A 19,891-nucleotide genomic window follows, 5' to 3' on the forward strand; every position below is an offset into this window, starting at 1 on the left:
GGCCACCCTTTACAACGTTATACAGAATAGGAAACAGACAATTGACTTCTCCTACCAGCACCAAAGTCGGCAACACGGACACCCCGGACAACACCGTCCAGCTGGACGCGGTCGCCCCGTCGGTCATTACCATTGACCGTTCTGCCGTCGTTGCCCCTGTAAGCCGCCGTATCTTCGGTTCGTTCGTGGAGCATTTGGGCCGGTGCGTCTACGACGGGATCTACGAGCCCGGCCACCCTACAGCCAACGATGATGGCTTCCGGCTCGATGTTGTGGACCTCGTCAAGGAACTTGGCTCAAGCACCATCCGCTACCCCGGTGGCAACTTCGTCTCCGGCTACCGCTGGGAAGACGGCGTCGGGCCCAGGGACCAGCGGCCTGTCAGGAGGGACCTCGCATGGCACTCCCTGGAAACAAACCAGGTGGGGATCGACGAGTTCGCCCGCTGGTGCGCCCTCACGGATTCAGAGCTGATGATGGCGGTCAACCTCGGTACCCGCGGGATTGATGCCGCGCTGGACCTGCTCGAGTACGCCAATCACCCCTCCGGCACCACCCTGAGTGAACAACGCATCGCCAACGGTGCCAAGGACCCTTACAACATCCGCATGTGGTGCCTGGGCAACGAAATGGACGGACCGTGGCAGATAGGCCACATGTCCGCTGACAACTATGGAAAGCTGGCCGCACGAACGGCATCTGCCATGAAGACCGCGGACAAGAACCTCGAGCTGGTGGTCTGCGGCTCTTCGAGTTCCTCAATGCCGACCTTCGGCGAGTGGGAGCGCGTGGTCCTTGAGCACAGCTACGACTATGTGGACTACATCTCCTGCCACGCCTACTACCAGGAACGCAACGGAGACCTCGGCTCGTACCTGGCATCCTCCCTGGACATGCAGTACTTCATCGAGACTGTGGTGGCTACCGCCGACCACGTCAAGCACAAGCTGAAGAGCAAGAAGACCATCCAGCTTTCCTTCGATGAGTGGAACATCTGGTACCTCGATGAGCACCAGGCCTCCGACGAGGTGAATGAGGAATGGGTCCACGCGCCCCGCCAGCTGGAGGACGTCTATTCGGTGGCCGACGCCGTGGTGTTCGGTAACCTGCTGATCACCCTGCTCAAGAATCATGACCGGGTGGCGTCCGCGTCGCTGGCCCAACTGGTCAACGTCATCGCCCCCATCATGACAGAACCGGGTGGGGCCGCCTGGCGGCAGACTACGTTTTTCCCCTTCTCAGTGACGTCCCGGTTGGCTCGTGGCGAGGTACTGCGGCCCCGGATCGATGCCGGAACCTATACAACCGCCGTTTACGGAGAAGCTCAGCTCGTGGATGCCGTCGCCACCGCCGACGCCCGAACCGGACAGTCGGCACTTTTCCTCGTAAACCGGAGCCAGACGGAAGCGATCGAAATTACGGTCAGGGTGGCTGAACTCAATGCCACGGTCATCAGCGAGGCTGTCACTCTGCACGATGAGGACGTTTACGCCAGGAACACGCTCCAGGACCAGAACCGCGTCGGTCTCAAACCGCTCAACGGCACTGTCCTGGAGGACGGTGTGCTCACGGTGACATTGCCTCCGGTGTCCTGGTCCGCCGTCGCGCTCGCCTAATGGGGTTGTTACGCGGGCCCAGCACCGCAGCCAGCCGCACGAAATGGGCGCTGGCAGCGGTGCTGGCCGCAGGACTTGCCGTGGCAGTGGGACTGTCCGGTTGTACGACAGCAGGGACAGACGCTGCGGCAGCTCAAGGAAGCACAAAAGAGCTCACCGGGGACTTCTTCACGCACGACCCCGCCCTTGTTGCAGGGAAAGAAGGCGGTCCTTGGTTTGTATACTCGACGGGCAACGGTCAGACGGCCGACGGAAACATCCAGATCCGACGCTCCGAGGACGGCAAGGAGTGGACCTACGCGGGCGAGGTGTGGCAGAAGAAACCCGAGTGGCTGAAGAAGGCCGTGCCTGGGGTGGACAACCTTTGGGCCCCCGAGCTCTACGAGCACAACGGCATCTGGTACCTCTACTACTCGGCGTCTACCTTCGGCAAGAACAACTCCGTTATTGCCCTTGCCACGAACACCACCCTGGACCCCGAGGAGCCCGGCTACCAGTGGGTTGATAAGGGCGAAGTGATCTCTTCGGGGGGCCAGCACTTCAACGCTATCGACGCCGGCATCGTGGAGGATGACAACGGCACTCCCTGGATGGCCTTCGGATCCTTCTGGACGGGGATACAGCTCGTGGAACTGAAGTGGCCGGGAGGCCTCCGGGCCAACACGGCCGAACCGGTTCGCATTGCCGACAGGAAATCGCCGCCCAACGCCATCGAAGCGCCGTACATTCTGCCGCGGGACGGCTATTACTACCTCTTCGTCTCCCGAGACTTTTGTTGTCAGGGCTTGGAAAGCACCTACAACATTGCAGTGGGGCGTTCCGAAGAGGTGACAGGCCCATATATCGGTCAGGATGGTGTGGCATTGCTCGAGGGCGGCGGCACCCCTGTCCTGACCACGGCTGATGAAAGGGTGGGGCCAGGCGGACAGTCTGTTTCCGGGGACACGCTCGCCTTCCACTACTACGATGCCAAGCTCGACGGCGCTTTCCGCCTTGGCCTGCTCAACCTGCAGTGGGTGGACGGCTGGCCCGTTACCGGCTGGGACTAGGGCCGCGAATGCGGAATCGCTGGACCAGCCGCCTGGCCCAGGGTGGACTCCCGGGCCACCACCTTGAAGGTGGTTTCGATTTCCTGGGGAGCCGAGCCGTCCGGGTGCATGATCCGCTCGAGGAGCACCCGGATGGCCGTCTCGGCAATTTCCACACGGCCCGGGTCCACAGTGCTGAGCGTTGGCAATGAATAGCGTGTCTCGTCCAGGTCATCAAACCCGATGATGGCCACATCCTCGGGCACCCGGTAACCCGCCTGCTGGAGTACGCGCATTGCACCCTGCGCCAGGGTGTCGTTCATGCCGAACACAGCATCAAAAGTGACTCCCCTGGCAAGGAGTTCGCGCATCGCGGCCGCACCGTTGGAACGATGCCAGGACCACATATAGGCCACGATGGAATCGTCATAGGCTATGCCTCGTGCCGCCAAGGCTTCACGGTATCCCCGGAGCCTCAACCCTGCCGAGCCGATGACTTCACCGTCGTGGGCACCCACCACGGCTATGCGGCTGCGGCCCAGGTCCAGCAAGTGATCTGTGGCAGCCCGGGCTGCAGCTACGTTCTGCATCGTGACGTGGTCGCAGTCGCCGGAAAAAATGCGCTCGCCCAAGAGGACCATCGGCACGTCAGACTTCACCAGGGCGGAGTCTTCTTCGCCGAGTCCCAGGGGGCTGAACAGCAACCCGTCCGACATCTGCAGGCGCGGGCTGGAAAGGACCTCAAGTTCGCGCTCGCGGTTCCCACCTGTTTGTTCGATCAGTACAACGAGCCCCCTCGCCTCGGCGGCTGCAATGACGGCATCGGCGAGCTCGGCGAAGTAGGGCAATTTGAGCTGCGGAACTGCGAGGGTGATGGCACCCGTGTGGCCGGATCTCAGGCTCCGCGCCGCCAGATTGGGCCGGTAGCCCAATTCCGCGATGGCCGCCTCGACCTTGCTGCGGGTGACTGGGCGCACGTGAGGATGATTATTGATGACATTTGAGACCGTCTTGAAAGAGACTCCTGCCACCCGTGCAACGTCATGAAGTGTCGCTGCCATGGAGGTTCCCCTTATTTGTGTTCGAAAGAAGTGCCGTTGCTCAAAATATTACAACGTTGTATGGCTGACTGCGCCTACAATTCCTTATCCCACGCCATACTTCGGTTCACAACGGCGTAGCCCATCTTCGTGTAGAGCGCGAGGGCACCTGTCGGGTTCTCCGAGTCGACATCCAGGGAAGCTTTATCCATCCCGGCCGCCGCGAACCTTCTCATGGCGTCTGCAAGGAGTGCACTCGCGATGCCCCGGCCGCGATATTCCCGCCTGACCCCCAGCAAATCCGTGTACCCCTCGGTGTAACCCCGGATCACGGCAATGTGAGGATCATGCGTGGCCAGTTGATAACCTGCAACCCTTCCGGTGAGGGGGTCCAGGACAACGGCACTGAGGTCCGGGCGCGCCAAGGGACCGTTCACAGTATCCGACCAGGATTCCTCGTCCCGTGGTTCGCTCCCCCAATGGTCCCGGAAGGCATCGTTGTGGGCCTCCCGCACTGGCTCGCTAAGGTGCGGCGCCATCCCCACAAGCTCCAGACCGCTATCGAGGTAGGAATCGGGCAGCGGCGTATTCAGCGGCCGGTGCATCTCGTTGTAGTAACGGACGACGACGAACCCGATCCGGTCGAACAGTCCGGCCTGGTGGCGGTGCTGCTCTTCCATATGGAGGCGAAGACGCGCGCGCCGAGACACGGGGCTTTGGTCCGGGCCACCTCCGTTGGCAGCCAGGTCCTCCGCGAACCTGGCTACGGTCCGTGTCTCCAGCCAGCCAAGCAGGGCCGTTCCTATCCCCCTTCGCTGCCACTCCGGATCCACACAGCCAAAACCGTAGGCCTTGTCCCCGTCCGGGTTCTTGGTGATGCGTGCGTACGCCCGGGGAATCCCCTCTTCGTCCACACCGATGATGGTGTTGGCTGCAGGGTGGTTTTTCTTTGACTCCAGGATCTGGATCAGGTCCTCCCGCCGTTCGAACCAGACGGGCTGTTCCACGGCTGCAGTCCGTTCAATCAGTCCGGCCCAGGAATCAAGGTCCTGCAGCGTGGCCGGGCGCCATGACAGCAGTCGTGGCAGTATTCCGGCCTGCCGGGGTGGATTGCGGTAAGTGGCAGGGTCGTGATCCATGGCAACAGGCTAGCCTCCTGCTCCTGCCCGCGCCAGAATAGGCCTCGTAGTACGGCCCGCGTGCTCCTCAAGACGGATGACGTGGTCAGTCGAGTGGATGTCGGCCGGGTTGTGGCTCACCAAAACAACTGTCTTTTCTTTCAGCCCGCTACGAAGGTCCGCCAGCATAGCCCGTCCCGATGCGGCATCCAGATGCGCCGTGGGTTCATCCAACAGAATGACGTCCGCCCCGGCCATCAGCGTGCGGGCCACCGCAAGCCTCTGACGCTCGCCACCACTCAGGAAGGACCCGGACGGCCCGATCCTGGTGTCCAGGCCCTCGGTCAGCCTGTCCATCAGCTGAGCCAAGCCCACCGCGGTAAGGGCGGCCTTCATCGCAGCGTCCGCAGTCTGACGCTGAGCCCCTTCACCCTTCGAGTTTCCATTTTCAGAACCAGGCAGTCCCAGCATCAGGTTTCCCCTGATGGTGGAGTCAAAAAGATGCGCCTCCTGGGGGCACCACGCCACTTTTCCGGTGACGAGAACGCTGCCCTGCCTGGCCGGCAGGAAGCCAAGGATGACGGACAACAGCGTGGACTTACCGGATCCCGAGGCCCCGGTGACAGCCAGCCAGGTCCCGGGTTCGGCAGCGGCTGACAACTCCTCAAAAACCGGCAGCCCTCCCGGCCAGGCTGCAGTAAGGCCATCCAATTCGACTCCCGCCCGATCCCCGGCGCGCCCGCGGACCGGGACCAGACCATCTTTGGTCTTTGCTGCCGGGGCCGGGTTCATCCCAAACTTGTCCCCACCGGCAGGATTCTCCCCGTCGGAACCAGCCAAATCCCCGGCTCCGCTGGTGCGCTGCAGTACCGAGCGGAGGGCGGGATACTGCCGGACTGAGCTTGCTATGGCGGAGTACGGTTCCACGAGCGCCAGCTGAAGCAGAACAACAACTGCCGCCGTCGCAGGTTCCACAGCCCCCGCCAACACAACCGGTGCGGCGAGCACGGCAGAGATCAGGGCCGCTCCCCCGCATGCCAGAACGGTGAGGGCCTGCCCGAGGCCCTCAGCCCAAGCCGAGCGCAGCGAGGCCGCCGTGGCAGCACGGTCAGCGTCCCGGATCACCGAGAGAACAGGTCCTGTGGCGTCGTTTGCATGAAGCTCAAATCGGGCATCCAGCGCTGCCGCCACATCCCGGAGCACCCCGGTTCGAAGCCGCTGTTCCGTGCGGGATGACATCCTGTCGGCAAGGAGCGCCAGAACCGGAGAAACCAGCAGCGACAACAGGGCTGCAACTGCCGTGGCAGGCAAGGCCGCGGGCAGCAGGAGTCCGGTAGACAGGACAGCCGCTGCAGCCACAGCGATTGCGGTCAACGGGGGCAGTACAACTCTGGGCAGCAGGTCACGCACGGTGTCGACGTCGTCGATGACAGAACCAAGCACCTGGCCGCCTTGCAGCAGTTTCCGGACCGCCAGCGCCCGTCTGCTGAGCGATTCCCACAGCTGTCCGCGGAGGGAAGTTAATGCGGCGAAGACGGCATCGTGCAGGAGCAGCCGCTCACAGTAACGCAGGACGGCACGGCCGATGCCGAAGAACCTGACGCCAACGATGGCCGTGAGCAGATACAGAATGGGTGGTTGCTCACTCGCCCGGATGATTAACCAGCCGGACAGCCCTGCGAGCGCGACGGCGAAGAGCGAGGCAAGCACTCCGACGACCGCCGCTGAGGTGAACTTCAGCGCTTCGGGGGCGAGCAGGCTTCGCAATGCCCGGAAGGTACTGCCCCTCCACGCACCCTCTGTGACTGCGGGGATGGAGCTGGAGCTGGAGCGCATTACGGAATGGGCGGAAAGTGCAGTAGAGACGACGGAGGAGACTGCGCCGGAACCGAGCTCAGCTGCCGGCAACTCTGCAACCGGAGCCTCTGCTTCGTGTGAATCCGCCCGGGCGCCAGGTTCAGGTGCCACGTGAACAATCTTGTCGGCCAGCTGTCGAGTGGCCGGATCATGGGCGACGAGGACGATTGTCACGCGGCCTCGCAGTGCCCGGATGACGTGGTTGATGACGGAAGCTGTCTCAGGATCCAGGTGCGCTGTGGGCTCATCCAGCAGCAGCAGGGAGGCTCCCGCTTCGATTCTGGCCAGTCCACGGGCCAGCGCAACGCGCCGCAGCTCTCCTGGGCTCAACTCGGCCGGATGCTTGCCTGCAAGGTGGGCCGCCGCCACTTCAGCGAGGCAGCGCTCCGCAGATTCTCTAATGCCCTCGGCGTCGGGCAGGACACCCTTGTGCGAAGCAGTCAGATAAAGCTCCACCTCATCCCGCACGGTCGGTGCGACCATGACAGGGTGCTGTGGCACCCATGCCAGATCCCCACGGTTGAAGCCTGCTATTCCGCCAAGGACTCTGGTGGAACCACTGTTTCCGACCGTTCCTGCGAGCACGCCAAGCACAGTGCTTTTTCCTGCGCCACTTACTCCGTCCAGGGCAGTGATGCTCCCGGCTGCCGCCTCAAAGCACAGTGGCGCGACGGCGGGAGTGTCTCTTCCACTGAACATCACCTCCAGATCACGGACGACGACGGTTGGCGGACCGCCGTCGTCGTCGTTCCTATGGTGGTCCGCGTTCAGCGGTACGGCTTGTGGCGCGTCAAGGACCCGCGTGGCCTCCGCGAGCGCTGCCCGGCCGTCGTCGCTCGCATGATGGGCAGTGCCCAGCTCGCGCAGGGGAAGATAGCAGTCCGGGGCCAGGATCAGTGCCAGAAGCCCCGCCTCCAGCGGCATCTCCCCGTGGACCAGGCGCACTCCGATAAACACGGCCACGACAGCTACGGAGATAGTAGCAATCAGTTCAAGTGCCAGAGCGGAGAGGAACGCGGTACGCAGTGTCCCCATGGTGCGGATGCGGTATTCATCCGAGATGTCTTCAAGCGCTTTCCTCTGGGCAGTGGCACGTCCCAGGCCAACCAGCACGGGCAGGCCCTTTGCAAGTTCGAGCATGTGCCCGGACAGTCGAGCGAGTGCCGTTTGGGCATCCCTGACACGATCTTCCGTGTACCGGCCGATCAGGACCATAAACACGGGTACGAGCGGGACTGTGAGCACAATGACTGCCGCGCTGATCCAGTCGGCAAAGAGGATACGTGCCCCCAGCAGGAGAGGAACCGCGGTGCAATTGACCAGCGCCGGCAGGAACTGGGTGTAGTAGCTGTCCAGGGCGTCCAGTCCCCGAGTGGCCAGAATGGCGAGTCCCCCATCTGAGGGGCCGGCACCGCGGGTCCCGGTCCGGAGGGCCCGCTCCAAGAGCTCGGACCGCAGTTGTTCCTTGACGCCCAATGCCGCCCGGCGGGCCGCGACTGATTGGGCCCACGTGGTGAGCGAGCGCAGCACAACGCCGGCCATCCCCCAGGCCAACTGCTGGCCCCAGGCCGGGTCGTGGGCCATCAACCCGGCAAGTACAGAGGCAACTGCCTGGGCCATCAGCACAAGAGACAATGCCTTCAGGGCGGCGAGGAGCCCCAGGAGGTAGATGGCGGACCTGGTGGCCGGTCCCGAGGGAAAGCTGGGTCTCACAGCGGATCAGTCCTTGGTGGCTAGGGCTTTGGCAGCAATCGCGGGAAGGAAGCTGTGCGCCTCGGGGATGTGGCTGGCGCTGACCCGGCGCCGGAATACCCAGTAGGTCCACGCCTGGTAAGCGAGGACCAGGGGAAGCCCGACAGCGGCAACAACGCTCATCAGCCCCAGTGTGTAATCGGATGAAGAGGCATTGAACACCGTGAGGCTGAAGTCCGGACTGATGGTGGACGGGAGTACCACAGGGAACGCAGCACCGAAGATTGAGGCAGTGCCCGTCACGAGGAAGACGCCAAGAGCCAGGAAGGCCTTGCCTTCGGAGCCGCGCCGGGCGAACCTCCAGGCCAGGACGGCCGCAACCACCGCCATAACAACCGCACCCCACGTCCAGGGTTCGCCGCTGAGCAGCTGTACGCTTACCGCCCACGCGGCCATGGGCAGCAGCAGGACAGGCAAAAGCCGGACAAACCAGCGCCGTGCCCGGTGCCTGACACCGCCGTCGGTCTTCAGGGCCAGGAAGGCGAGGCCGTGCACTATCGCGAAGCCCACGACGGCGAATCCCCCGAGCAGCGCGTACCCGCTGAACCAGGCAAACGGGCCGCCTTCCCGGTCCCCGTTTGCGTTGAGCGGAAGGCCTGTGGTGGTCAGGGCCAAAGTCGCACCGACGCCAAACGCGGCCAGGAACGAACCGGCAGCAATCGCCACGTCCCAGCGGGCACGCCAACGTTCAGTGTCCACTTTTCCCCTGTACTCAAAGGCGACAGCGCGGAAGATGAGCGCCACAAGGACCAAAAGAAGTGGCAGGTAGAGGGCAGAGAACAGGGAGGCGTACCAGAGCGGGAAGGCTGCGAATGTTGCACCTGCCGCTGTCAGGAGCCACACCTCGTTTCCGTCCCAGACCGGCCCGATCGTATTGAGCAGCACGCGCCGGTCGGTGTTGTTGCGGGCGAAGAGCTTCATCAGCATGCCGACGCCAAGGTCGAAACCTTCAAGAAAGAGGTAGCCGGTCCACAACAAAGCAATGGCGACGAACCAGATGGTGGGTAGCAATTCCATGCTCAGATTCCTCTGCTTTTCCTAGTAGGCGAAGGCCAGGACATCGTCCGGAGCGCTTTCTTTGATGGAGCCGGACGCTCCCGGGCCTTCGTGGTCGTCGGCGGGATCTTTTCCATCAGTCCGTCCATCCATGAGCTCCGGCATGGCCGAAGCCACACCACCGCGAATGTACTTCACCAGCAGCTTCACCTCCACCACGAGCAGCACCGCGTAGATCGAGGCCAGGACCACCAGGGATGTCAGGAGCTCCCCGGCGGAAACCCCGGGCGAGACAGCAGCGGCGGTAAACATAAACACCTGGTCAATGCCGCTGGGATCGGGATTGGGTGCCACAACGAATGGCTGGCGGCCCATTTCCGTGAAGATCCAGCCTGCGGCGTTGGCTCCGAATGGTGCCAGGATCCCGAAGACGGCGAGGCGCATCAGGCCCCGGGAGGCCGGAACCGTTCCCTTCCGGGTGGCCCAAAGCGCCAGGAGCGCCGCGAAGGCCGCGATCCCCCCAAAGCCGATCATCATGCGGAAGCCCCAGTACGTCACCTCCATCACCGGCACATACTCAATTTCCTGGCCGGCCCGGTCGCCGTAAATGGGGTTGTCGGGAAGGTTGGTGCCGTACTTGGCCTGGTATTCCGGGAGGAGTGTGTTGACGCCCTTGACCTCGGTGGTGAAATCGCCCTTGGCCAGGAAGGAAAGGATGCCGGGGACTTCGATGACGGCGACAATATCGTCACAGTCCTGAGAGCCGACGTTCCCGACGCTGAGGACTGAGAAGCCGGTCCCGTCATGGCATGCTGCTTCGGCCGCGGCCATTTTCATGGGCTGCTGCTCAAACATCAGCTTGCCTTGCAGGTCCCCCGTCAGGGCAGTTCCGGCGAACGAAATCATAGCCACCACGGCACCGATCCGCAGCGAGCGGATCCAGACGGTGTGGTCAGTCAGATCACGGCCGGGAATGTCAGCCTGACCGGGGATGACCTTTCCGTCAGGCCCCACGGTGTCGATACCGTCATGCCGACGCCGCCATAGGTGGTACCAGGCGATCCCCAGCAGGAAAGCTCCTGCCACTGCAAGGGCACCAAAGATGGTGTGGGGAACTGCGACCAGCGCTGTGTTGTTGGTAAAAACAGCCCAGGCGTCCGTCATCACGGGCCTGCCGTTGATCATCTCCACGCCAACCGGGTGTTGCATCCAGCTGTTGGCAACAATGATGAAGTACGCCGAGAAAACGGAGCCCACCACGGCAATCCAGAGGCAGGCAAGGTGCACGGCCGGCTTGAGCTGTTTCCAGCCAAAGATCCACAAGCCCAGGAAAGTGGATTCAACGAAGAAGGCGAGCAGTGCTTCCATGGCCAGCGGGGCGCCGAACACATCACCGACAAACCGGCTGTACTCGCTCCATGCCATTCCAAACTGGAATTCCTGCACAATGCCGGTGGCAACCCCCATGATGAAGTTGATCAGGAAGAGCTTGCCCCAGAACTTGGTCATCCGCAGGTACTCGGGCTTTCCAGTGCGGTGCCACAGTGTCTGCATCAGCGCCACCACGAGACCAAGACCAATCGTGAGGGGCACCATCATGAAGTGGTAGACGGTGGTGATTCCGAATTGCCAGCGTGCGATTTCCAAGGCGTCCAAGGCGGTCCCTACTGTTGGCCGGGCTATCAACGGTTGAAACTTCTACAAGGCGTAGAACATCTAACTTCTACAAAGTGTAGAACAAATCCAGGAAGTCTGGAAGCTGCGCTTTCAAACAGCAAAAAATGCCGGCGACACGCGGGAGGGGTGTTCTACCTCATGTAGAAAGAAAGCGGGAAACCGGGTAGATTTGGAGCAGAAGCTTTTAAGATTCGCGCCCTGGCCGAAAACCCGGCCCGGGCGCCGGCGGGACCAGAAGGATGTACGAATGGCAAGTCTTGGGGAACTGGAACGGGCAGTGATGGACCTGCTCTGGGCGGGCCAGGAGGCAGCCACTGCAAACAGGCTTCGTGATCTGCTGGCTCAGAGCACACAGGCGCAGGGCGGATCAGCCGGCCACGTGGGCAAGGATCTAGCCGTGACCACCGTGCTGACTGTGCTCTCCCGCTTGGAGAAGAAGGGGCTTGTGGAGCGCGAACGCGGCACACGCCCGCACCGCTACCAAGCGGTCTCCAGCAGGGAAGACCACACGGCCGAACTCATGCATGAGGTCCTTGGCTCCGCCCCGGACCGCGAAGCAGTCCTCGCCCGCTTCATTGGATCGGTCACTGAAAGTGAAGCTGAAACGCTCCGCAAGCTGCTCGGCCACATTTAGCAGGCCATGTTCTGGACCTCGTATTTTCTGGCGGTCCTGGCGATAGCGCTGGCGTGGCCGGTGCCTATCCTTCTTTCCCGTGCGCGATGGCCTGCCCGTTCGCCGTTTACCGCCATGCTGCTGTGGCAGGCAATAGCCTTGGCCGGCGGCCTCTCCATGATCGGCGCAATGCTGGTTTACGGCCTGGAACCACTTGGGGACAACCTGCTGGCAGGACTCAGCGCCTTGGCGGCCATGGTCCTGCACAACGCTCCCACCACCGAGCTGGGCTTCTGGCACATCTTCGCGTTGTCCGCCGCGGCTCTGCTGACCGCCCACCTGGTTTTTACTCTGTTGCTGACGTACTACCGGATCGAACGCCAGCGCCGCCGGCATCGGGAGCTCCTGGCGCTTCTTGCGTCTCCCTCTGCAGATGGGCCCCGAACAGTCGTGATCAGTCACGATTCCCCTGTTGCCTACTGCCTTCCGGGCGGGGCGCGATCGGTCACTGTCCTGTCAGACGGACTGATGTCAGCATTGGAGCCTGCGGAGCTTCGAGCCGTCCTCAACCATGAGAACGCGCATCTGAACCAGCGGCACCACCTTCTGTTGTGGGCTTTCGCAGCGTGGCGACAGGCTCTCCCCTGGCTCCCCACCACCCGGCTGGCCCAGGAAGCGGTCAACTCACTCATCGAGATGCTGGCCGACGACGTCGCCCTTAAGACGGAGAGCAAAGCCACGCTCATCAAGGCAATCGCCATCGTGGCAAGCGGACCGGTTCCTGCCCCGAACGCCGGTTCCGGATTCACCGGCCAGATTGCGGCGGACGGCGAATCCCAGCCTGAAGGCGCAACCGGAGGTGCAGGGTCGGCAAGGACCACGGCAACTCGCGTCAGCCGGCTGCTGTCGGCCGAACCACCGCTTTCCGCTGCATTCCGTGGCCTGGTTCTCGCAGCCTGCGTGCTGCTCCTTGCTGTTCCCACCGCCTTACTGATTGTTCCCGGCCTGCTTGGCTAGCGCCCTCCTGCGCCCGGAAACTTCCCGGGCGGATTCAGGCGGAGTAAGACGGACTCAGGCGTCAATACGTTCGCGGTCCAGGCTTGCCGCACCGGCGATAATAAAATCCTTCCGCGGAGCCACGTCAGATCCCATGAGAAGGTCGAAGGTCTCCTCGGCGTGCTTGGCGTTCTCGATCCCCACCTTGCGCAGCGTGCGGTGCCGCGGGTCCATGGTGGTTTCTGCCAGCTGCTCGGCATCCATCTCGCCCAGACCCTTGTAACGCTGGATGGGCTCTTTGTAGCGCTTGCCCTCCTTCGCCAGCCTCGCCAGCAGCCCATGAAGCTCGGCCTCGGAATACGTGTAGATCATCTCGTTGGCCTTTTGGCCTGCATTGATGACCTCCACACGATGCAGCGGCGGTACAGCGGCAAAGACCCTGCCTTCATCCACCATCGGCCGCATGTACCGGAAAAACAACGTCAACAGGAGGGTGCGGATGTGGGCACCGTCGACGTCGGCGTCCGTCATCAGGATGACTTTTCCGTAGCGGGCAGCACTGATGTCGAAGCTGCGGCCTGACCCGGCCCCCACAACCTGGATGAGGGCAGCGCACTCGGCGTTGGAGAGCATGTCGCCCACCGAAGCTTTCTGTACGTTCAGGATCTTGCCGCGGATCGGCAGAAGGGCCTGGAAATCCGACGAACGAGCCAGTTTGGCAGTTCCGAGGGCCGAGTCCCCTTCCACGATGAACAGTTCCGAGCGTTCGACGTCGTCTGTCCGGCAGTCAGCGAGTTTCGTTGGCATCGACGACGTCTCCAGCGCATTCTTTCGTCGCTGGGTCTCCTTGTGCACCCGGGCCGAGATCCGCGACTTCATCTCACTGACGATCTTCTCCAGCAGGAGCGCCGATTGGGCCTTGTCGTTGCGGTTGGCAGAGTTGAGCCGCGCTGTCACTTCCCGCTCCACGACCTTGGCCACAATTGCCCTGACGGCGGAGGTGCCCAGGATCTCTTTGGTTTGGCCCTCAAACTGCGGCTCGGCCAGGCGGACCGTCAGGACGGCGGTCAGTCCTGCGAAGATGTCGTCTTTTTCAATCTTGTCGTTCCCCGCCTTGAGCTTGCGGGCATTGGTTTCAACAGCCTTACGGAACGTCTTCACCAGGGCTTGCTCAAAGCCTGACTGGTGGGTTCCGCCCTTTGGTGTGGAAATGATGTTGACGAAGCTGCGGACGGTGCTGTCGTAGCCAATGCCCCACCGCAGGGCAACGTCCACTTCGCATTCCCGCTCGACTTCTGCGAGCTGGCTGTGACCACGTTCATCAAGGACCGGGACTGTCTCCTTGAACTTGCCCGAGCCATGGAGGCGCCAGACATCAGTCACGCCCGGATCGGCAGCGAGGAACTCCACGAACTCTGAAATGCCGCCGTCATGGTGGAACACCTCCTCGTGTGCCCCTGATTCACCCGGGGTACCGGGAAGGCGCCGCTCGTCCCGGACTGTCAGTTTCAGTCCGGGGACAAGGAATGACGTCTGGCGGGCACGTGATGCGAGTTCTTCATAGGAAAAACGCGCATCCGGGGTAAAGATCTGACGGTCGGCCCAGTAGCGGATCCGCGTCCCGGTAACCCCGCGCTTGGCCCTGCCGATGATGTCCAGCACTGAATCTTCGACGAAAGGTTCGAACACAGCCGACGGGTCCGGCTTTGGTCCGACATCCCGGAACCGGCCAGGCTCGCCCCGGCGGAACGACATGCGGTACGTTTTGCCCCCTCTGTCCACTTCGGCGTCCAGCCTGGCTGACAGTGCGTTCACCACTGAAGCGCCGACTCCATGAAGGCCGCCCGATGCTGTGTAGGAGCCGCCACCAAACTTTCCGCCGGCGTGAAGCTTGGTGAAGACCACCTCGATGCCGCTGAGCCCTGTTTTAGGTTCGACATCGACGGGGATACCGCGGCCGTCATCGTGGATTTCCACTGAATTATCAGCGTGAAGGATGACCTTGATGTCATGGCCGAATCCGGCCAGGGCTTCGTCAACTGAGTTATCGATGATCTCCCAGAGGCAATGCATCAGTCCGCGGGAGTCAGTTGAGCCGATGTACATGCCGGGACGCTTCCGGACGGCCTCCAGGCCTTCCAGGACGGAGAGGTGCCGGGCAGTGTAATCAGAACTGGGTGTCACGGGTGGTGAACTCCTTCAGTGACGGAATAGCTGGGGGTGGAAATGCTCTCTCTAGGGTAGTCGCCCCGCCCGCCTGCCCCTGTTTGCCACTCCCCTGAGGCTTCGTAACGCTACGACTCGTTACGCACCTGTGATACGCGGACAGCGAACTTGATCAATCCTTGCCGTGGATCAGCAACGAATGCTGGTTATATAGAGTTACCGATCTACTAAGGAGGCCGAAATGACAACAGCAGTAGCGGACCGCACGCTAAACGCACTGGACCGGTGCGATCGTTGCGGGGCACAGGCATACGTCCGGGTTGTTCTCGGTTCCTCCGGCGGTGAGTTGCTGTTCTGCGGCCACCACGCCCGCGCGGTCGAAGCCACCCTGAAGCCGCTGAGCTCCGACTGGCACGATGAGACCAGCCGGCTTCACGAGAAGGAACCGGTTCCAGTCGACTAGCAGCTCCACTGATCACGTCAGGGCTCCTCCATCTTGGAGGGGCCCTGATTTTTGTCCGGCCCAGGGAAGGCGGGATTCGCCCAACCAGGGTAGCCGGAACAGCGGGGTGGGAACAGCGGGAACAGCAATGGCCTCCATCGGTGATACCGACGGAGGCCATTAGCGTTAGTTCGGACTGCGTTGGGCGGCCGCGTTTAGTCGAGGTAGTCGCGCAGGACCTGCGACCGCGACGGATGGCGCAGCTTCGACATCGTCTTGGACTCTATCTGGCGGATACGTTCACGCGTGACGCCGTAGACCTTGCCAATTTCGTCTAAAGTCTTCGGCTGGCCATCTGTCAGGCCAAAGCGCATGGCTACAACACCGGCTTCGCGCTCGGACAAGGTGTCCAGAACGGAGTGGAGCTGTTCCTGCAGCAGCGTGAAGCTCACAGCGTCAGCAGGAACCACCGCTTCGGAATCTTCGATCAAGTCACCGAACTCGGAATCGCCGTCCTCACCGAGGGGGGTGTGCAGCGAGATGGGTTCGCGGCCATACTTCTGAACTTCAACGACCTTTTCGGGGGTCATGTCCAGTTCAAGGGCCAGTTCCTCCGGCGTGGGTTCACGCCCGAGGTCCTGAAGCATCTGCCGCTGCACGCGGGCAAGCTTGTTGATGACTTCAACCATGTGCACAGGAATGCGGATGGTACGGGCCTGGTCAGCCATGGCACGGGTGATGGCCTGGCGGATCCACCACGTGGCATACGTCGAGAATTTGAAGCCCTTGGTGTAGTCGAACTTCTCAACAGCACGGATCAGGCCCAGGTTGCCTTCCTGGATAAGGTCCAGGAACAGCATGCCACGGCCTGTGTAGCGCTTGGCCAGCGAAACAACCAGGCGGAGGTTGGCCTCCAGCAGGTGGTTCTTGGCCCGCTTTCCATCGTGGATCACGAACTCAAGCTCACGCTTGAATTTCGGATCCATGCTGCCGTCGTCGGCGTTGATCTTCTCTTCGGCAAAGAGTCCGGCTTCGATGCGCAGCGCAAGGTCGACTTCCTGCTCTGCATTCAGCAGCGCCACCTTGCCGATCTGCTTCAGGTAGTCCTTGACGGGGTCAGCTGTAGCACCGGCGGACATGACCTGCTGGACCGGGGCGTCGTCATCATCGGCATCCGAATAAACAAATCCGGAACCAGTGGCGGCACCGGCAGCCTTGGCACCCTCTTCGCCTTCCTCGGTGAGTTCTGAGGGATCAGGGACTACGTCGTCGAGGTCTTCCTCGACGTCCACGTCATCGGAATCGTCGTCATGCGACTTACCGGCAGCTTCCGCTGCCGCTTTGGCGCCGGGCTTAGGCCCGCGCTTCTTGGGTTCGGCTGCGGACACGGCGTCATCGCCGCCTCTGACAGCCTTGTTGGCTGCTCGGGTGGCGGCACGCTTCGCGCTCGTGGCCGCCTTTTTCTCCTCTGGAGACAATTCGGCCTGGTCGGCGGGTTCCTTCTTCGCGGAAGACGGGGTCACAGAAAACCTTTCTAGCGGCGGTCTGTGGAATCACCATACGGGCAACACCACTATGACCCTGTCAAGTCCGTGATTCACATCAGGTGCAACCACGGCCGGCAGGGCCACTAAGTAGAACTGCCGGGATGGCTGCAATGTTCCCGTTTCGGGGTACACGGCTCGCACCTGATTCACGGACCCAACCGGGTCTCGGCATCCATTGTCTCACGGATTTCCGAATCAACCCCTCATGAATCCCTTGTTACCGCATTTTCCGGAGACGCTCGCAGGCAGCGAGCTCAACTGCTCAGGCAGCCTCAGAACCAATTTTTTGCCAGGCAGCCTCCCTTCGTGCCGCCCACCCGCAGACAGTGCCCCGCCGCACCACCTCGTTCAACAGACCCGCGAGCCTGTAGCCAGGGAGGATGTCTGCTGCCTGCCCGAGCAGCGAATGGGCATATGAGCCCCGGCCCCGGCACCATTCGATCCACCCCCGCGCTGTGAGGGCAGCCGCGCTAGCCTCCCCGCCGCCCGGTTCATCCAGGTGCACCAGCAGCCTTTCCAGCCTGTCCATCGACGTCCAATCCGGACGTCGCGGCGCCAAACCCAGGAGCACTTCGCCGTAGTTCGGGACGGACGCTCCCGCAGATGGTGGGGCTGCCTCCGCCGTCGGGTTTCGTCCGGCCGCAGGAGCGGTGCCGGGAAGTGAGCCGGCGATATGGGGACTATAGGGTCCGTCCGGGTGTTCATCGTCATCGGCCTGGAATACACCGAATTCCTCAGCACCTTGAATTGCCGCCTCAGCTCCAGCCGCGGCCATAACGAGCACGGCATCACGCCAGGCCGGGATGCAGAGCGAAGCGCGAAGGAAGCCTGATACCTCCGGTGGCGGCAGCTGGGCTGGCACCGCCGCCAGAACCGAATTCCAGGCCTCCAGGACGGCGTCGAATTGCTGTCGGCTGGCGCTGCGGCGGGCGAACGTTCCGGCCCATGCCAGTTGGGCCGTTGCCATTACCGGATCCGGAGCGCCCTGCTTGACCTGGGAACTGCGTCCCGCCGGAGTGTCCGGGTTTGGGCCGATACTGCTCCCCCGGAAGACCATTTCAGCGTTCAAACGGCTGTCGCGGATCTCATCCAGGGACCGGCCCGGCTGCGGGCAGCAGGAGTCGTCAGCGCAGCCGGCGTTCCGCCAGAAGTCCTCGCCGACCAGCCACACGTCCCTGACAGGCATGCCTGAGTAGTCAAGGACTTCTTCCACCGCGGCAAGCAGCCCGGAGTGCGGGACAGCTGGACTCTCAAAAGGCCCGGTGGACGCATGGTGCCGCGTGTCCCCGGTGAGCTGGCCCCAACCGTCATTGCTGAAGATGATGAGCAATGATCCGTCGGCGGCCTCGTCAGCCTCAAGGTAGGTGCCCACAGCCTCGGCATAGTGCCCGAACTCCAACTGATCCTTCGGCGGAAGATCCACCCGAAGCGTCGCCCCCAGTCGTTTGCCCTGCATGGTCATCGCCACCAGGCTGTTGCTCGGCCAATAGCCCAGCGTGTGGGGAATGAAGCCAAGGATATCTTCAGGACCGCTGATAGTGAGATGGTCTTTTGTCATGCCTCCAGCGTCACCAAGCAACCGCCACCTCCGGGAGACCTGCCTTGGGCTATGTGGACAACCGAGACGGGAACACGGATAACCAAACCGGCAGGGCCTTGTGGAGGAATGGACGCCCGGCAGCACACCCCTTAGCCAGGTGTGCGCCGCTTTTCCGCATTCCGCAGCCGCTGCTCTACCATGGACTTAAGCAGCGGCGGAACAACCACGCCTTGTGCCGCCAGCTGACGCCGGACCTTGCCCCGGCACACGAGGACCGCGCTGACACCGAACGCCAGCAACAGGAAATGGACGCTGAGTGCGATCCTGAAAGGCTCGAGGCCGTACAGTTCCCCACGCGAAAATCCGGTGGAGTAAAGGAGGTCCAGGACCAGTCCGACAAGGTAGATACAAACAAGGGCGGCAATGAATCCACCCACATTAACAATGCCTGTCGCGGTTCCTATCCTGTGGGCAGGATTGAACGTGCGGGCAAAGTCGAATCCGATCATGGAGCCAGGTCCGCCGATCGCCAACACCACCACCAGTCCCGCCAGGAGCCAGAGGGGCGACCTGCCGGGCATCAGCAGCACGGCTCCCCACGCGACGGCTGTGGCCGCCGCGATCAGGAGCACCATTGTTGAGCGGCGCAACGGATGCCGCGAGACGAACCTGCCGATGAGCGGGCCGGTAGCCATAGCCGCGGCAACGTAGACGGCCATCAGGACGGAAACCACACCGGTGTCCAAACCTTGGGCCGAGATGAGGAACGGGTAACCCCAAGTCATGGCAAATACCGTGCCGCTGAACTGAATGGTGAAGTGGCTCCAGAGGCCCAGCCTGGTGCCCGGTTGGCGCCAGGCCCGCGATAAGGACGCACCCGTGGCGCGGAGTCCCTGGACCTTGTCGGAGCGGGGATGTCCAGCGGGCAGATCCCTCAGCAGGACCAGGACCAGGACGACGGCGACTCCGGACATTCCCGCCAACGTCAGAAATGCGGGCGTCCAGCCTGCCAAATGAAGTATGAGAGCGAACGGCACAACACTGAAAAGCTGGCCGAGCTGCCCTGACATCCCGGTGAGTTGGGTAATAAGGGGAACCCGCGCCGGCGCAAACCACAAAGGAATCAGCCGGATCACCGAAATAAAGGTCATCGCGTCTCCGGCGCCCACCAGGACACGACCGAGGACACCGCCGGGAATGTTGACGGCAAATGCCAGCTGGAGCTGACCCAGGCACATCAGGATGGCGCCGCCTGCAATCATGGCCCGCGACCCAAACCTGTCCACCAAAATCCCGACCGGGATCTGCAGACCGGCGTACACCAGCAGCTGCAGGACAGTGAAGAAGGAAATCTCCGCGGCGCTGGCATGGAACCGTTCTGTTGCCTCCAGGCCAACCACACCGAAGGACGTCCGTTGGCTGACAGCTACCAGGTACGCGAAGACACCAATGGTCCAGATGAGCCAGGCGCGGGGTGCAGTCACCACTCCATTATGCCCGCGG

14 protein-coding genes are annotated in these 19,891 nt (G+C 62.5%); 5 read left to right on the forward strand and 9 right to left on the reverse strand.

The annotated features are described in order from the left end of the window. The first annotated feature begins 101 nt into the window (after nucleotides 1-101). Complete coding sequence (gene arfA / locus M1D88_RS10385; protein WP_458114493.1) at nucleotides 102-1,616, forward strand: arabinosylfuranosidase ArfA; 1,515 nt, start codon at nucleotides 102-104, stop codon at nucleotides 1,614-1,616. Next, the gene (locus tag M1D88_RS10390) at nucleotides 1,616-2,665 is read left to right on the forward strand and encodes an arabinan endo-1,5-alpha-L-arabinosidase (RefSeq protein WP_458110825.1); all 1,050 of its coding nucleotides are present in this window, start codon (nucleotides 1,616-1,618) and stop codon (nucleotides 2,663-2,665) included. The genes arfA and M1D88_RS10390 overlap by 1 nt, the downstream gene beginning before the upstream one ends. Here the strand turns inward: M1D88_RS10390 and M1D88_RS10395 are convergent. From M1D88_RS10395 to M1D88_RS10415, 5 genes are all read right to left on the reverse strand, one after another. Then, complete coding sequence (locus M1D88_RS10395) at nucleotides 2,662-3,705, reverse strand: LacI family DNA-binding transcriptional regulator (protein ID WP_458110826.1); 1,044 nt, start codon at nucleotides 3,703-3,705, stop codon at nucleotides 2,662-2,664. The two genes, M1D88_RS10390 and M1D88_RS10395, sit on opposite strands and share 4 nt — an antisense overlap. A 74-nt stretch (nucleotides 3,706-3,779) precedes the next feature. Further along, nucleotides 3,780-4,823, reverse strand: a complete 1,044-nt coding sequence (locus tag M1D88_RS10400; protein WP_458110827.1) for a GNAT family N-acetyltransferase — start codon at nucleotides 4,821-4,823, stop codon at nucleotides 3,780-3,782. A gap of 9 nt (nucleotides 4,824-4,832) precedes the next feature. After that, complete coding sequence (gene cydD / locus M1D88_RS10405; RefSeq protein WP_458110828.1) at nucleotides 4,833-8,372, reverse strand: thiol reductant ABC exporter subunit CydD; 3,540 nt, start codon at nucleotides 8,370-8,372, stop codon at nucleotides 4,833-4,835. A 6-nt stretch (nucleotides 8,373-8,378) separates the two neighbouring features. Beyond that, a complete protein-coding gene (gene cydB / locus M1D88_RS10410) occupies nucleotides 8,379-9,428 on the reverse strand; it encodes a cytochrome d ubiquinol oxidase subunit II (RefSeq protein ID WP_458110829.1) in 1,050 nt (349 codons plus the stop codon). Between the two features lie 21 nt (nucleotides 9,429-9,449). Next, complete coding sequence (locus M1D88_RS10415) at nucleotides 9,450-11,063, reverse strand: cytochrome ubiquinol oxidase subunit I (protein WP_458110830.1); 1,614 nt, start codon at nucleotides 11,061-11,063, stop codon at nucleotides 9,450-9,452. Between the two features lie 268 nt (nucleotides 11,064-11,331). Between M1D88_RS10415 and M1D88_RS10420 the strand changes: the two genes are divergently transcribed. Both M1D88_RS10420 and M1D88_RS10425 read left to right on the forward strand, forming a co-directional pair. Next, nucleotides 11,332-11,718, forward strand: coding sequence for a BlaI/MecI/CopY family transcriptional regulator (locus M1D88_RS10420; protein WP_309105564.1), 387 nt, complete (start codon nucleotides 11,332-11,334; stop codon nucleotides 11,716-11,718). Nucleotides 11,719-11,724: 6 nt separating this feature from the next. Then, complete coding sequence (locus M1D88_RS10425) at nucleotides 11,725-12,714, forward strand: M56 family metallopeptidase (RefSeq protein ID WP_458110831.1); 990 nt, start codon at nucleotides 11,725-11,727, stop codon at nucleotides 12,712-12,714. Between the two features lie 54 nt (nucleotides 12,715-12,768). Here the strand turns inward: M1D88_RS10425 and M1D88_RS10430 are convergent, their stop codons facing one another. Then, nucleotides 12,769-14,877 carry a DNA gyrase/topoisomerase IV subunit B gene (locus tag M1D88_RS10430; protein WP_458110832.1) on the reverse strand — a complete coding sequence of 703 codons (2,109 nt, stop codon included), beginning with the start codon at nucleotides 14,875-14,877 and terminating at the stop codon, nucleotides 12,769-12,771. A gap of 223 nt (nucleotides 14,878-15,100) precedes the next feature. On the opposite strand from M1D88_RS10430, the gene M1D88_RS10435 reads away from it, so the two are divergent. Beyond that, nucleotides 15,101-15,322 (forward strand): DUF7455 domain-containing protein, encoded by a 222-nt coding sequence (locus M1D88_RS10435; RefSeq protein WP_247044971.1) that lies wholly within the window; start codon nucleotides 15,101-15,103, stop codon nucleotides 15,320-15,322. A 194-nt stretch (nucleotides 15,323-15,516) separates the two neighbouring features. On the opposite strand, the gene M1D88_RS10440 is transcribed toward M1D88_RS10435, so the two are convergent. The 3 genes from M1D88_RS10440 to M1D88_RS10450 form a co-directional block, all read right to left on the reverse strand. Further along, nucleotides 15,517-16,824: an RNA polymerase sigma factor gene (locus tag M1D88_RS10440; RefSeq protein WP_458110833.1), complete on the reverse strand. Its 1,308-nt coding sequence runs from the start codon at nucleotides 16,822-16,824 to the stop codon at nucleotides 15,517-15,519. Between the two features lie 286 nt (nucleotides 16,825-17,110). Further along, nucleotides 17,111-18,406: a DUF4192 family protein gene (locus M1D88_RS10445; protein WP_458110834.1), complete on the reverse strand. Its 1,296-nt coding sequence runs from the start codon at nucleotides 18,404-18,406 to the stop codon at nucleotides 17,111-17,113. Nucleotides 18,407-18,537: 131 nt separating this feature from the next. Then, nucleotides 18,538-19,872: an MFS transporter gene (locus M1D88_RS10450; RefSeq protein ID WP_458110835.1), complete on the reverse strand. Its 1,335-nt coding sequence runs from the start codon at nucleotides 19,870-19,872 to the stop codon at nucleotides 18,538-18,540. Nucleotides 19,873-19,891: the final 19 nt, after the last annotated feature.

The sequence above is a fragment of the Arthrobacter sp. R1-13 genome (assembly GCF_054161475.1).